This window comes from Acidovorax sp. GW823-FHT01C06 (assembly GCF_058798375.1).
Genome location: NZ_JBXAKN010000015.1, coordinates 85,951 through 100,272, shown reverse-complemented (window position 1 = coordinate 100,272; position 14,322 = coordinate 85,951). Strand labels below are relative to the sequence as shown.

Here is a 14,322-nt window from a genome sequence, read left to right as displayed (position 1 = left end):
CTTGAGTGGCTTGGCCTGGTAACCACAGCTTCCCAAATCCGAGACGGATGAACAACCTATTGAGACATCACACCTAGGCGCACGCGCTGCGCTCAGCAGGAAGCGCTACAGCTCGTGCGTAAACTCCAGCACCTCGGTCCAGAACGAACCCAACCCACCCGCCTTCGCACTACGCCGGTCTCGCAGTGCCGCTCAACTATCCGCCGCCCCCATGCGCGTCCGTAGTGTGCGGCATAGGCAGTGGAGCCGAGTCATCCAGGGTTGTCCTGGGGGCCTCGCGCTGGCTACAGTCCCAGCTCCAGCTCCAGCTCCAGCTCCAGCGCCAGCAGCTCGTCCACCGTCTGGCGGCGGCGGATCAGGCGCGCCTGGCCGCCGTCCACCAGCACCTCCGCGATCAGCGGGCGCGTGTTGTAGTTGGAGGACATCGAGGCGCCATACGCGCCCGTGTCGTGGATCACCAGCAGGTCGCCGACCTGCGCGGCCGGCAGGTCGCGCGGCAGCACCACGCCGCCATCGCCCTGCGTGAACACGTCGCCCGATTCGCACAGCGGCCCGGCCACGACGGTGGGCTGGGCGGCGGCGGTGGTGCCATCGCGGCGCAGCAGCTCCATCGCGTGGAAGCTGCCGTACATCGAGGGGCGCATCAACTCATTGAACCCCGTATCGACCAGCACGAAGCGGTTGTTGCCCGCGTTCTTGGCGGCCCGCACCTCGCCCAGCAGCACGCCGGATTCGGCCACTAGGTAGCGGCCCGGTTCGATCTCCAGGCCCAGCTTGTGGCCCACCACCGCCTCGGCCTGCTGGCGCGCGGCGTCCCACAGGCCGTGGTAGTGCTGCGTGTCGACCACCGGGTCCCCGCTGCGGTAGGGAATGGACAGGCCGCCGCCGGCCGAGATGGCATGCAGGTCGTGCCCGGCCGCGTGGGTGGTGCGCACCAGGCCCACCATGGCGCCGCAGACTTCCGCCAGGTGGCTGTAGTCCACGCCCGAGCCGATGTGCATGTGCAGGCCCACGAGCTGGAGGCCGTGCTGCGCGATGGCGGCCAGCGCCGCGGGCAGGTCGGTGTGCCAGATGCCGTGCTTGCTGTGCTCGCCACCCGTGTTGGTCTTGTTGCTGTGGCCGTGGCCGAAGCCGGGGTTGATGCGCAGCCACACGCCATGGCCGGGCGAACGCGCGCCCAGCTGGTGCAGCATGTCGATGGAGCCCGCGTTGACCGGCACGCCGTGCTCCACCACGCAGTCGAGCGTGGCGGCGTCGAACAGGTCGGCGGTGAAGACGATCTCCGACGGCTCTCCGCCGGCCACATAGCCCGCCGCCAGCGCGCGCAGGATCTCGCCGCGCGAGACGGCGTCCACCTTCACGCCCTGCTCGCGCATGAGCTTCAGGATGTGGATGTTGGAACAGGCCTTCTGCGCGAAGCGGACGGTCTCGAAATTGGACACCTGCGCGATGCGCTGGCGGATGGTGGCCGCGTCGTACACCCACAGCGGGGTGCCGAACTGGTCGGCCAGGGCCCAGAGCTGGGCGGGGGAGAAAGGGTTGGACATGCGGATTCCCAAGGCAGGATGCGGTGTGAAGGCTGGATGATGCCCCCTTCCCGCCATTTGGTCGAATGCCTTGATTTACAGCATCCATTCATTCTGGATATGCTCTACCCATGACCGATGCCGCCATCTCCCCCCTGGCCCGCCGCATCACCCACAGGCACATCGAAGTGTTCCGCGCCGTGATGGCCGCGGGCAGCGCGACCGGCGCGGCCAGCCTGCTGCACAGTTCGCAGCCCACCGTGAGCCGCGAACTCGCGCGCCTGGAATCGCTGCTGGGCTATGCGCTGTTCGAGCGCGTGCAAGGGCGGCTGCGGGCCAACGCGCGCGCGCTCGCGCTGTGGGACGAGGTGCAGCGCTCCTGGCAGGGCCTGGAGCGCGTGGTGGACCGCGCCGTGGCGCTGGGCCGCCCCGATGCCGTGCAGCTGTCGGTGCTGTGCCTGCCCGCGCTGGCGCACGCCCTGCTGCCGGGCGCGGCGGCGCGGCTGTTGCAGGCACACCCGCACGCACGCCTGTCGGTCACGCCGCAGGAGTCCCCGCTGCTGGAGGAATGGATGAGCGCCCAGCGCTTTGACCTGGGCCTGTGCGAGCAGGCCGCCGCCCCGCCTGGCACGCGCGCCGAGGTGCTGCTGACCCTGGATGAAGTGGCCGTGGTGCCGGCGGACCACCTCCTGGCGCGCCGGCCCGTGCTGCATCTGGAGGATTTTGCGGACCAGCCCTTCGTGAGCCTGTCGGCCGACGACCCCTACCGCCGCCTCATCGACGCGCGTTTTGCGCAAGCCGCCGTGCCGCGCACCCTGCGCATGGAAACCCACAGCGCCGCCGCCGTGTGCGCGATGGTGGAACACGGCCTGGGACTGGCCATCGTCAACCCGCTGACCGCCCTGGCGGCGGCCGGCTCCGGCGGCCGGCTGGTGGTGCGGCGGCTGGCGTTTTCGATCCCGTTCAGCGTGGCGTGCGTGCTGCCGCTGTACCGCCCGCCCCTGCCCGAGGTGGCGCCCATGCTGGAGGCGCTCCAGGCCGAGGCGGTGGATGTGGCCCGCCAGTTCCGGGCGCTGCCATGAACGGGCGGCGCAGCCAGAACATAGTGCTATTCAATCAATAGCACTCAGCGCTTGTCCATCAAGCGCCAGGGCCTGATGGGCCCAGAGCGATCACGGTGGCGTGAGGGTGCGCACCTTCTCGGCCAGCCGCTCCTGCACCGAGGGCGACACGAACTTGTGCACTTCGCCACCCAGCACGGCGATCTCGCGCACGAAGGTGCTGCTGATGAACTGGTACTTGTCGCTGGGGGTGAGGAACACGGTTTCCACCTGCGGCATCAGGCTGCGGTTCATGCCCGCGAGCTGGAACTCGTAGTCGAAGTCGGTCACGGCGCGCAGGCCGCGCACCATGGCCTTGCCGCCGCGCTCCACCACGAAGTCGCGCAGCAGGCCCGAGAAGGCCTCGACCTGCACCTGGGGGTAGCCCTTGACCGCCTCGCGGACCATGTCGATCCGCTCTTCCAGGGTGAACAGGGTCTTCTTGTGGTGGCCCGCCGCCACGGCCACGATCACGCGTTCGAACAACTGGGTGGCCCTGCGTACCACGTCTTCATGGCCCAGCGTGATGGGGTCGAAGGTTCCGGGGTATACGGCGAGCACGTTCTGGGCCATGGCTGGTTGTCTCCTGTCTGGCGGAAGGGTCGTTGGCCCCACCTGGCGGGCCGCGTGGGCGCATTATGCAGTGCACTGCAACATGGACGTTCGCGCCCCTGTCCCCGGCGGGCGTGGCGGCGCCCGGCGGCGCGCGGGTGTGCGGCCTGGGCTCCGGACTGAAAGGCCTGGCGGGGCCGCCCCCCTGGCGCGAGGGGTGCGCGCCAGGGGGAGGCTTCAGGCGCTGCGCCGCAGCAGGTGGGCGTGCACCGCACCCGCCTTGAGATGGCGGTGCACAGCCAGTCCCCACGGGGCCAGCTCTTCATCGGCCCAAACGCGGGGTGCTTCGAGGTACACAAACCCATCGGCGGCCACCGCCTTGGCGGCGGCCTGCAGGGCGGCGCCGAACAGGTCGCTGTCGAACGGCGGGTCCAGCAGCACCAGGTCGATGCTGGCGGGCGCGGCCTGCTTGAGGGCGGCGATGCCGTCGCCACGCTGCACGCGCACGGCGGTGGCCTGCAGGCGCTGCTGCAGGGTGTTCAGCTGGGCCACCAGGGCGGCGTCGCTTTCCACCAGCTGCACGGCGCTGGCACCGCGTGATGCGGCCTCCAGCCCCAGGGCGCCGGTGCCCGCGAAGGCGTCCAGGCAGCGCCAGCCCGCCAGGTCCTGGCCGAGCCAGTTGAACAGGGTCTCGCGCACGCGGTCAGGCGTGGGGCGCAGGCCGGGGCGCTGGGCCACGGGCAGGCGGGTGCGCTTCCACAGCCCGCCGATGATGCGGATTTCGCCCGCGCCCTTGGGCGCAGCGGCCGGGGCCGCCTTGTCCTTGGGCGCGCCCTTTTTGCCGGTGGCGGCCGCCGGGGGGGTGGCCGCAGCGGCCTGTGCCTTGCGGATCTCGGCGTTGATGGCGGTGGTTTTCAGGGTCGAGCGGCTCATGGCTTGCCCCCCACCACCACGGTCACCATGCGCTCGGGTTGCAGCTTCCTGGCCATGGCGGCGCGCACGTCGGCCACGGTCAGGGCCTCCACCTTCCTGGACCACTGGTCCAGGTAGTCCAGCGGCAGTTCGTTCCAGGCGATGTTGGCCACGTTGCCCAGGAGTTTCTTGTTGCTGTCGATGCGCAGCGCGAAGCCGCCGATGAGGTTGTCCTTGGCCGCACGCAGTTCGGCCTCGGTGGGGCCTTCGGCCACGAAGCGCGCGATCACGTCGCGCGAGACCTTCACGGCCTGGGCCGCCTGGTCGGGGCGGGTCTGCAGGCCCACGGTGAAGGCACCCGCATGCATGCCGGCGGCGAAGTAGCTGTAGACGCTGTAGCTGAGGCCGCGCTTTTCACGCACCTCGCTGGTCAGGCGCGAGACAAAACCGCCGCCGCCCAGGATGTGGTTGCCCACCAGCAGCGCGAGGAAGTCCGGGTCGCGGCGCTGGAAGCCCGGCTGGCCGATGAGCACATGGGCCTGGGCCGAGGTGAAGGGGACGTTCTGCTCCACCGGCGCGGCCAGCGCGCTGATCTCGCCCACGGGCGGCAGCGGCGCGCAGCCCGACGCGGCGGGCAGGCGCGACAGCAGCGTGGCGACCAGCGCCTGGGCCTGCGCGCGCGACACGGCGCCCACGATGCTCACCTTGGCGCGGCAGGCAGCGATGTGCTGGGCATGGAACGCCTGCATGTCTGCCACGTTGATGCGCATCAGCGTGTCTTCGGTGGTGCGCACGCCATACGGGTGGCTGCCGTACACCGCCGAGGCGAATGCATACCCCGCCACGGTGGCGGGGCGTGTGTTGGCCTCCTTCAGGCTGGCGATCCAGCGGGCGCGGTCGCGCGGCCACACGTCGGCGGGCCAGCTGGGCTCGCCGATCTGGCGCGCGGCCAGGCGGGCGGCCTTGTCGAGCAGCGGCGGGTCGGTGAGCGATCGCAGCGAGTAGTGCAGCGCATCGTTCTCGGCGCCGGCCTCGAAGTTCGCGCCCAGGTCGGCCCAGGCCTCGCCCAGGCCGTTCTCGTCCAGCGCGGGCTCGTTGCCCAGGGCCTTCACGCCCTTGCTGGCCATGGCGGCCATGGCACTGGCCAGGCCCGCCTGCCCCGCCGGGTCGCGGCGGCTGCCGGCGTCAAAGTCGATCTGCACGTCCACCATGGGGATGACGGGGCTTTCGACCAGGTAGACCTTGGCGCCGCTGGGCTCCGTCCAGTGCTGGATGGGCAGCAACGCCCAGGCAGAGTTTGAATAAAAAACCACTCCAGCGCTTATCAACAAAGCGCGAGCAGCTATATTTTTGATAGTAATCATGTGCAAGGGACCCAGGGCGGGTTCAACGGATCACGGCGCCGGGCGGCAGCGTGGGGCGGGCGCGGGGGGCATCCAGGGGCTGTGGCAGCAAGGTGGCCACGGTGAGCTGGTCGTCGCCAAAATACCTGGCGGCCACGGCCTGCACCTGGGCGGGCGTCACGGTGCGCAGCAGCTCCAGCAGGCGCTCGTTGGCGTCGAGCGGAAAACCCTGCACCCAGTTGCCGCCCAGCTCCTGCGCCTGGTTCATCACCGAGTCGCGCTCGTACACGGTGGAGGCGATCCACTGCGTCTTGACGCGCGCGAGTTCGGCCTCGCTCACGCCACCCTGGGCCACGCGGGCCACCTCGGCGCGCAGGGCGTCTTCGACCTGCTGGGCCGTCTTGCCCGCGGCGGGCACGCCGCTGAGCATGAACAGGCTGGGGCCGCGCCCCGTGACCATGGCGCTGCTGTTGGCGCTGTCGGCCACGCGGTTCTCGCCCTGGGTGAGCGCACGGTCGAGCCGCGCGCCGTCGTAGCCGCTGAACACCGCCGACAGCACCATCAGCGCGAGGGCGTCGCGGTCGGTGTCGGTGAGGTTTTCCACGCGGTCAAGGCTGGGGGTGCGAAAGGCCAGCGCCACATACGCCTGCTCGGCCGGCGCCTTGACGGCGATGCGGCGCAGGCCCTGCTGCGCGGGCTCGGCGCGCGGCTTGCGCTCGGGCAGCGCATGGGCGGGGATGCCGCCGTAGTATTTTTCGGCCAGGGCCCGCACCTGCACGGGGTCCACGTCGCCCGCCACCACCACCACGGCATTGGTGGGCGTGTACCACTGGCGGTAGAAGGCGCGCGCGTCGTTCGGCGTCATGGCATCGAGGTCGCTCATCCAGCCCACGATGGGGCGACGGTAGGGCGACGCGGTGAAGGTGGCGGCAAACAGCTGCTCGGCCAGCATGGCGCGGGGCTGGTCCTCGGTGCGCAGGCGGCGCTCTTCCTTCACCACCTCCAGCTCCTTCTTGAACTCTTCATCCGGCCAGTGGTTGTGGGCGAACCGGTCGGATTCGAGCTTCATCACGTCTTCGAGTCGGCTGGACGGGATCTGCTGGTAGTAGCCCGTGTAGTCGCGGCTGGTGAACGCGTTCTCCCGCCCGCCCAGGGCGGCCACGCGGCGCGAGAACTCGCCCGGCGGCAACGTCTTGGTGCCCTTGAACAGCATGTGCTCGAGCACGTGCGCCACGCCCGTGGTGCCGTCCACTTCGTCCATGGAGCCCACGCGCACCCAGACCATGTGCACCGCCGTGGGGGCGCGCCGGTCGGGCTGCACGATGAGCTGCATGCCGTTCCTCAGGGTGAACTGCTGCGCGCCAGAGGCCGTGGTGGACGGCGTGGAAGAAGGCGCATCGGAGGGTTGGGATACCGGGGTGGTTGCCGCGAAGGCAGCCCCGGACGAGAGGCAGGCCAGCAGGCCCAGTAGGGTGAAAGCACGTTTCATAGAATGGATGATTCTAAGAACCCACCAATGTTCAGTTTTTTCAAGAAAAAGCCCACCGCTCCGCCATCGACGCCCGCACCGTCCGATGCGCCCTCCCCGGCCATGTCGTCCGGCGCTCCAGCACCTGCCGCCCCCCCCACTTCCATCCTGCCGGCCACGGCAGTTCCGGCGGTGCATCAGCCGCCGCCAGGGCCTTCGCCTGCCCCCGCGCAGGTGACCACGCCCGCGACAGCGCCCGCAGAAGCTCCCGCCGCGGCGCCGGCCGCTTTTGGCTGGCTGCGCAACCCGTTCGCCCCCAAGGCGCCCGAGGCGGCCCCCACGCCCGTGCCCGCACCGGCCGCGGTTCCGCCGCTGGCCCCCGTGGCCGTGGCAGCGCCGGTGCAGGCCCTGCCGCCGGCGCCCGTGGCAGTGGCAGCCCCCCCCGTCGCCGCACCGGCACCTGCGCCGGCCGCCCCCGTGGAACGCAAGGGCTGGCTCGACCGCCTCAAGGCCGGGCTGCGCAAGACGGGCAGCAGCATCACCACGGTGTTCACCGGCACGCAGATCGACGATGCGCTGTATGAAGAGCTGGAAGAGGCCCTGCTCATGGCCGATACCGGCGTGAAGGCCACCATGCACCTGCTGGCCGACCTCAAGCGCCGGGTGAAGGACAGCAAGACCACCGACCCCGCCGCCGTCAAGGGCCTGCTGGCCGACTCCCTCGCCGACCTGCTGCGCCCGCTCGAAAAAGCGCTGGTCATTGGCGAGCACACCCCCACCGTGATCATGGTGGCGGGCGTCAACGGCGCGGGCAAGACCACCTCCATCGGCAAGCTCACCAAACACCTGGCCGGCGAAGGTGCGGCCGTGCTTCTGGCGGCCGCCGATACCTTCCGCGCCGCCGCGCGCGAGCAACTGGGCGTCTGGGCCGACCGCAACACGGTCGAGATCGTGAGCCAGGAAGGCGGCGACCCGGCCGCCGTGAGCTTTGACGCGGTCACGGCCGGCAAGGCGCGCGGCAAGGACGTGGTGCTGGTGGACACCGCCGGGCGCCTGCCCACGCAGCTGCACCTGATGGAAGAGCTGAAAAAGATCCGCCGCGTGGTCACCAAGGCCGATGCCACGGCGCCGCACGAGGTGCTGCTGGTGATCGACGGCAACACCGGCCAGAACGCCCTGGCCCAGGTGCGTGCGTTCGACGATGCGCTGCAGCTCACGGGCCTCATCGTGACCAAGCTCGATGGCACGGCCAAGGGCGGCGTGCTGGCGGCCATCGCGCAGGAACGCCCCATTCCGGTGTATTTCATCGGCGTGGGCGAGAAGCTCGAAGACCTGGAGACCTTCAACGCGCGCGAATTCGCGCAGGCGCTGCTGACCTGAAAACCCGCCCGCAACCGCGATCCATGGCCCCCTCGGGGCCATTTTCACGTTTACGAACGGCAGCAATTCCCCCATGATGGGCTTTCCCCAGGAAAGGCGCGGACGCCCATGTTCATTGAGCTGGTCAAAGGTGTTGCCTTGCTGCTGGCGCTGTGCTTCCTGCATGGGTTCAACATCCGCGTCTGGCGCCGGCACCCGCGCACCGGGCAGGTTTTCTCCGGCATCCTCTTTGGCTCCATCTGCGTGGTGGGCATGCTCACCCCCGTGGTGCTGATGCCGGGCGTGATCTTCGATGCGCGCTCGGTCGTGCTCAGCATGGCGGGCCTGTTCGGGGGCCCGCTGGTGGCCTGCATCGCCGCCGCCATGGCCGCCACGGGCCGCCTCTGGCTGGGGGGCGCCGGCGCCGAGGTGGGCCTGCTGGTGATTGCGCTGTGCACCACGCTGGGCCTGGTCTACCGCGAAGGCCGCGCGCGCGGGCGCCTGGGGGTGGAGCCCGTTCCGCTGGCCCTGTTCGGGTTGCTGCTGCACACCGCAGTCGTCGCCCTGTTCCAGCTGCTTCCCGCTGAGGCCGTCCAGCGCATCAACCAGACCCTGGCCGTGCCTTTCCTGCTGACCTTCACGCCCGCCACGGTGGTGCTGGGCCTGCTGCTGCGCGATGTGGAAGAACGCCTGGCCACCGAGCGCGCGCTGCATGGCACGGCGGCGCGCCTGCGCGCCATCGCCCAGGCGATCCCCGACGTGCTGCTCGTGCTGGACGCCCGTGGGCGGTATGTGGAGGTGCTCTCGCCCGACGACGCACCCCTGGCGGCCAGCCCGCCTCAGCTGATTGGCAAGCGGCTGCATGACGTGCTGCCCGCGCCACAGGCCGACAGCTTCCTGGAGCTGATCCGCAATACCCTGCAGTCGGGCCAGACGCACAGCATGGAGTACGAGATGCAGACGCTCTCGGGCCCACGGCATTTCGAAGGGCGCGCCCAGCCCCTGGGCGTTCAGGTGGGCGGCCAGGCGGCCGTGGTCTTCCTGGCGCGCGACATCACCAAGCGCAAGCTCGCCGAGGGCGCGCTGCGCGAATCGGAGCTGCGCTTTCGCTCGCTGCTGCGCAACATTCCGTCCATCTCCGTGCAGGGCTATCTGGAGGACGGCACCACCAGCTACTGGAACCGGGCTTCCGAGCAGCTCTACGGCTACACCGCCGAGGAAGCACTGGGCAGCAACCTGCTGGACCTCATCATCCCGCCGGCCATGGCCGACACCGTGCGCGGGCACATGCGCCACATGTTCGCCACGGGCGAGGTCATCCCGGCGGGCGAGCTGCAGCTGCGGCGCAAGGACGGCTCGCCCGTGGACGTGTTCTCCAGCCACGCCTACATCCAGGTGCCCGGGCATCCGCCCGAGATGTTCTGCATCGACATCGACATCTCGGGGCGCAAGGCCGCGGAGGACGAGGCCCGCTACCTGGCGTTCTACGACGCGCTCACGCAGCTGCCGAACCGGCGCCTGCTGGTGGACCGGCTGCAGCAGGTGCTGGCCAACGGCGCGCGCTCGGGCCTGACCACCGCCGTGCTGTTCGTGGACCTGGACAACTTCAAGACGCTCAACGACACCCGGGGGCATGAAGTGGGGGACCTGCTCCTCAAGGAAGTCGCCCTGCGCCTGCCCGGCTGCGTGCGGGAACAGGACACCGTGGCCCGCCTGGGAGGCGACGAATTCGTGGTGGTGCTGCAGAACCTCAGCAGCGACCCGCCGGAAGCCGCGGCGCAGGCGCGCACGCTGGGAGAACTCATCCTGGCCCAGCTGCGCCAGCCCTACCAGCTGGCGGGGCACGAACACCATTTCACGGCCAGCATCGGCGTCACGCTCCTGCGCGACCACCGCGACTCCGTGGACGAAGTCCTCAAGCAGGCGGACATGGCCATGTACCGCGCCAAGGACGCGGGCCGCAACACCCTGCGCTTTTTCGACCCCGACATGCAACAGGCCGTCAACCGCCGTGCGCTGCTGGAGGCGGAGCTGCACACCGGACTGCGGCAGTCGCAGTTCCTGCTGCTGTACCAGCCCCAGGTGGACGACCAGGGGCGGGTGACCGGCGCAGAGGCACTGGTGCGCTGGCGGCACCCGGTGCAGGGCATGGTCCCGCCGTCCGAGTTCATCCCCCTGGCGGAAGAATCCGGCCTGATCCTGCCCCTGGGCCACTGGGTGATGGAAACCGCCCTGCGCCAGCAGGCCCGGTGGCGCCAGCACCCGCCGTTTGCCCACCTGAACGTCGCCATCAACGTGAGCGCGCGCCAGTTCCTGCAGGACGATTTCGTGGCCCAGGTGCTTGCGCTGCTGCAGCGGACGGGGGCCGATCCGGCACGGATCAAGCTGGAGCTGACCGAAAGCCTGCTGCTCGACAACGTGGACAACGTGATCGCGACGATGCGCGCGCTCAAGGCCCATGGGCTGGGCTTTTCGCTCGACGACTTTGGCACGGGCTACTCGTCCTTGAGCTACCTCAAGCGCCTGCCGCTGGACCAGATCAAGATCGACCAGGGCTTCGTGCGCGGCGTGCTGCTGGACCCGAGCGACGCGGCCATCGCCCGCTCGATCATCGCCCTGGCGGGCAGCCTGGGCCTGGACGTGATCGCCGAGGGGGTGGAAACGGCGGCACACCACCAGTTCCTGCTCGCGCACGGCTGCAAGGCGTTTCAGGGCTACCTGTTTGGCAGGCCGCTGGCACTGGAAGACTTTGAACGGGCGGCGCTGGAGGCACTGGGCCCCGCAAAGGCCCCCGGCTGACCTCGCGCCAGACCGGCGCCGCGATGGCATTCAAGTTGCCGCACGCAAATGCCGATAACCAAAGGCCACGACAGTCGGCCCCGCGCCGCGCCTCCGTGGAAACCATGGAGGTGCCCCATGAAAATCGAGTCGTCCACCCTGCAGATGCAGGCCCGGCATGCCGCCACGCGCATGCACAGCCAGACAAGCCGCCTGGAAATGTGGGTGGGCGAGCGCCCTCCGGGCACGCCCGCCGCCCGCCAGGCCCCGCCGCCCCAGATCTCCAGCGCGGCCCGCCTGGCCCAGGCCGCCCACGCGGCCTCGGCCTCCGTCGAGCCGCGCCCCACGCGCGACCCCGACGAAGGCCTGACACCCCAGCTCGCGATGATCCGCGACCTCATCGAACGCATGACCGGCGTGCTGGTTCGCGTGTATGCCGGGCCCAAGGCCGCCGAGGCGCCCGCCGAGCCCGTGCCCGCTGCGCCCCCAGCCGGGGGCGGCACCACGGAGGCCCCCCGCCAGCGCGCGGGCTTTGGCGTGATCTACGAACAGCGCGAGGTGCTGGAGGAAACCGAACGCACCCAGTTCGCGGCGGCGGGCACCGTGCGCACCGCCGATGGCCGGGAGATCCAGTTCACGCTGCAGCTGGACATGCAGCGCAGCTACCGCGAGGAATCCTCCGTCAGCCTGCGGCTGGGCGATGCCGTGGCGGTGGACCCCCTGGTCATCAACTTCGACGGCACCGCCGCGCAGCTACAGGACCTGCGCTTCGCCTTCGACCTGGACGGCGACGGGCAGACCGAACAGGTGCCCCTGCTGGCCGGGAACCGGGGCTACCTGGCGCTGGACAACAACCAGAACGCACGCATCGACAACGGCCTGGAACTCTTCGGCCCGGGCACGGGGAACGGCTTTTCGGAGCTGGCCCGGCATGACAGCGACGGCAACGGCTGGATCGACGAGGCCGACCCCGTCTTCCAGCAACTGCGCGTGTGGACCCCGGATGCGGATGGCACGGGCCGCCTGCAAACCCTGCAGGAGCTGGGCGTGCGCGCGGTGCAGCTCAGCGCCCAGGCAACGCCCTTTGCCCTGCGCAGCGCCGACAACGGCAGCCTGGGCGCCGTGCGCTCCACCAGCGTCTACCTGCGAGACGACGGCAGCGCGGGCACGGTGCAGCAGATCGACCTGAGCGTGTAGCCAGCCCAGCCACAGGGGCCAGGCAGGAACCCGCCCCTGCCGCCCGGGAGGCTGAAAAAAACCGCGGATGCCCCGCAGTCAGGCCAGCACCGTGGCATGGGCCACCTGCGCATCCACCCAGCCGGCATATTCTGCGGACCCCTGCAGTGCCTGGACCACCAGTTGCGGCAGCGCATAAGGATGTTGCGCCCGCAAAAGCGCCAACAGCGGGTGCAGCGCGCGCGCCACGGTCTTGCAGACCAGTCGGAGCTCACGGTCCTCCTGCGAGGCGCCCTGCCAGCGGAAGTAGGCCGTGATCGGCTCCACCTGCACACAGGCCGCCAGCCGCGCCTGCAAGACCAGCTGCGCCAGCCGCCGGGCTTCCGCTTCGGTGGCCACCGTGGTGGTGACAACGAGAATGTCGCAAAGGGCGGTCGGCTCGGTCATGCGCGTCTCCCGAAGTTGGGCGCTGCAGTCTGCCATAGCGCCCTGGGAAGCGCCAGCCGGTGGAAAATCCCATGCGTCCGTGCGGGCGGCGCTCATGGAAATGGCGGCGGCTGGCGCGGGGTGAGTTGGCCATCGCCAGCGCGCCGCCAAAGGAAGATCCCGCGCCGTGGGCTGAGATCGGCTGGAATCAGAATCCCGAGAACGAAAGGGTGTAGCGCATGTACCGCCCATAGTTGTCATTGGGTACCTGCGACTGCGTATCTCGCACTGCCAGCACCACCTGATTGTTGTTTTGCCCGATATTGCGGTAGTTCAAGTCTGCATCTGTCGGATCAAAGACCGACATATACGCTCCGGACTGCAGGTTGAATACCTCGCCAAACGGATGCCCTTGCCCAAACGGCTGCAGGTGATTTTCCAAATCGAGTGGGTTGGCGAGCGTAGTGCAATAAGAAAAATGCAATGCGCCGGGATACGCCACGCCGAGCACCACAAACTTGCTCCCCACCTTCCGGACTGCCTGCGCCATGGCCATATTGGCCATCCACTGCCCCGGCAGATTGCTGCGATAGAAGACATAGGGCTTGATGGGTGCCTCAGGTACGCTGGCATCCGCCCATTCCCATCGCGTGATGAATTGCCAGACACCTGCGCTGTTGAATATCTCCCAGAAATGGCCATTCCGGTTGTTCGGATTGCCTGTCTGGCCCATCAATGAGGTGGCGCAGCGAAGCAGCACGGGGCCCGCTTTCCCCGCAGGGGAGCTCGGTGCGCCATACGGGTCCGTCATCGTAGGATTCTGCGTAGCGGGGATGTGCTGCGCGAACACATACACGTAGCCGCTGTCCTCGATGAAATTCGAAGGATGCAGGAATCCATAGTGCGCAACCTTGCCCGGCCTGCCATAGTTTGGCGGTGCCGGGTGCACGATCATGTGCTGATCGCTATGCGTGGTCGTACCCATGAATGGAATGGGATTGAACGCATACGTGAACTGATCGTGGTTGCCGGTTCGGGGCTCCGTCTTGAACAGTGAAAGACTGTTGAACCACTGGAACGTACTGCTTGCTTGAAGAGGCCAATAGGTTCCAGCATCGGCCTCGAGCTCGGTGTAGTTTTCTGAATGGGCAATGGCGAAGGCCTGGCCCTCATTCACGTTGAACACCGAGAAAAGCCAATGCCGCATGTCCATGCTGGCAATCTGCGGATTGCGCACCGAATTCATGGTCATGGGGTTGACTGGCGACAGGCTGGGCGAGGCCATTGAACCCGGCACCATGTACATCGTCCTGTTCTCGCTGTGCGGAACAACTGCGCGCATGACATCCGCCGAGCTGCGGCGATAGGGATTCAATGGACCGTCCGCCCAACTGCCGTAAGGCTTTCCACTGCCCACAAAGATCTTGTAGTGCGGCTCCGCGTTGTAGTCGTAGATATTGATAGGCCCGCTGAAGGACAGGGAAACATTGGGGGCGAACTGAGCACTGGCCCAACGCGGCAGCATGCTGGCTCCTGCCGTGGCAGCTATGCCCGCGCTGGCGGATTTGAGAAATTCACGACGATCGTTCAATGGATCCTCACTTTCGATTAGGAAACTGGATTTCAGACAGCCCGTGCATCCCATGGGCTCCTTTCATCCTACTGAGCGCCCTGTACGCTGC

11 protein-coding genes are annotated in these 14,322 nt (G+C 68.7%); 4 read left to right on the top strand and 7 right to left on the bottom strand.

Annotated elements, in window-relative coordinates; all coding sequences use genetic code 11:
• Positions 1-284: 284 nt before the first annotated feature.
• Positions 285-1,547, bottom strand: a complete 1,263-nt coding sequence (gene lysA, locus AC1RCS_RS24065; protein ID WP_492246365.1) for a diaminopimelate decarboxylase — start codon at positions 1,545-1,547, stop codon at positions 285-287.
• A gap of 110 nt (positions 1,548-1,657) precedes the next feature.
• Between lysA and AC1RCS_RS24060 the strand changes: the two genes are divergently transcribed.
• Complete coding sequence (locus AC1RCS_RS24060) at positions 1,658-2,608, top strand: LysR family transcriptional regulator (RefSeq protein ID WP_218339560.1); 951 nt, start codon at positions 1,658-1,660, stop codon at positions 2,606-2,608.
• A 90-nt stretch (positions 2,609-2,698) separates the two neighbouring features.
• On the opposite strand, the gene coaD is transcribed toward AC1RCS_RS24060, so the two are convergent.
• The 4 genes from coaD to AC1RCS_RS24040 all read right to left on the bottom strand — a co-directional run bounded on the left by coaD (position 2,699) and on the right by AC1RCS_RS24040 (position 6,922).
• Positions 2,699-3,199: a pantetheine-phosphate adenylyltransferase gene (gene coaD / locus AC1RCS_RS24055; RefSeq protein WP_218295921.1), complete on the bottom strand. Its 501-nt coding sequence runs from the start codon at positions 3,197-3,199 to the stop codon at positions 2,699-2,701.
• Positions 3,200-3,415: 216 nt separating this feature from the next.
• Entirely contained in the window at positions 3,416-4,111 is a 696-nt protein-coding gene (gene rsmD / locus AC1RCS_RS24050; RefSeq protein ID WP_492246366.1) for a 16S rRNA (guanine(966)-N(2))-methyltransferase RsmD, read from the bottom strand.
• Positions 4,108-5,454 (bottom strand): M16 family metallopeptidase, encoded by a 1,347-nt coding sequence (locus AC1RCS_RS24045; protein WP_218295923.1) that lies wholly within the window; start codon positions 5,452-5,454, stop codon positions 4,108-4,110. Before AC1RCS_RS24045 ends, rsmD begins: the two co-directional genes overlap by 4 nt.
• Positions 5,455-5,476: 22 nt before the next feature.
• Entirely contained in the window at positions 5,477-6,922 is a 1,446-nt protein-coding gene (locus tag AC1RCS_RS24040) for a M16 family metallopeptidase (protein WP_369643186.1), read from the bottom strand.
• Between the two features lie 27 nt (positions 6,923-6,949).
• Here AC1RCS_RS24040 and ftsY point away from each other — a divergent pair, with 27 nt between their 5' ends.
• From ftsY to AC1RCS_RS24025, 3 genes are all read left to right on the top strand, one after another.
• On the top strand, positions 6,950-8,281 hold the full coding sequence (ftsY, locus tag AC1RCS_RS24035) for a signal recognition particle-docking protein FtsY (RefSeq protein ID WP_492246367.1): 1,332 nt from the start codon (positions 6,950-6,952) through the stop codon (positions 8,279-8,281).
• Positions 8,282-8,389: 108 nt separating this feature from the next.
• A complete protein-coding gene (locus AC1RCS_RS24030) occupies positions 8,390-11,059 on the top strand; it encodes an EAL domain-containing protein (RefSeq protein WP_492246368.1) in 2,670 nt (889 codons plus the stop codon).
• A 117-nt stretch (positions 11,060-11,176) separates the two neighbouring features.
• A complete protein-coding gene (locus tag AC1RCS_RS24025; RefSeq protein WP_492246369.1) occupies positions 11,177-12,235 on the top strand; it encodes an SPM autocatalytic domain-containing protein in 1,059 nt (352 codons plus the stop codon).
• 78 nt (positions 12,236-12,313) lie between these two features.
• On the opposite strand, the gene cutA is transcribed toward AC1RCS_RS24025, so the two are convergent.
• Positions 12,314-12,661, bottom strand: coding sequence for a divalent-cation tolerance protein CutA (cutA, locus tag AC1RCS_RS24020; protein WP_218295928.1), 348 nt, complete (start codon positions 12,659-12,661; stop codon positions 12,314-12,316).
• A gap of 187 nt (positions 12,662-12,848) precedes the next feature.
• Entirely contained in the window at positions 12,849-14,231 is a 1,383-nt protein-coding gene (locus tag AC1RCS_RS24015; RefSeq protein ID WP_492246370.1) for a hypothetical protein, read from the bottom strand.
• Positions 14,232-14,322 lie beyond the last annotated feature (91 nt).